General features: G+C 56.5%; 1 protein-coding gene. It reads right to left on the reverse strand.

Annotation, left to right across the window (positions count from 1 at the left end):
* Window positions 1-260 (reverse strand): RRXRR domain-containing protein (locus LKK83_RS30820; protein ID WP_324635290.1); only part of this gene is annotated, 260 nt, incomplete at both ends.

Raw genomic sequence — 260 nt, forward strand, 5'->3', positions numbered from 1 at the left:
CGACGCAGTTGGCGACGGGACAAGAGCGCATCTTTAATCGCTTGCCCGCGATGGGTAAGTTCGGCAGCCCAAAGCACCTGCAAGTCTTTTAAGATCGCCAAACCCGTCACTTTCGATCCTGGATCGATTTTCACTCGGCAGGGTTGGGGAGTCTCCTCGACGGTTTTCTTAAGGACGATCGTGAAGGGAAAACGACGGTAGATGGCCGCTTTCCGAGCCTTCAACAACCGCCGTGCCGTGCCGGGAGAGCAAGGCGTTAG

The organism is Phormidium sp. CCY1219 (genome assembly GCF_035615515.1).
Taxonomy (GTDB): Bacteria; Cyanobacteriota; Cyanobacteriia; order Cyanobacteriales; family Laspinemataceae; genus CCY1219.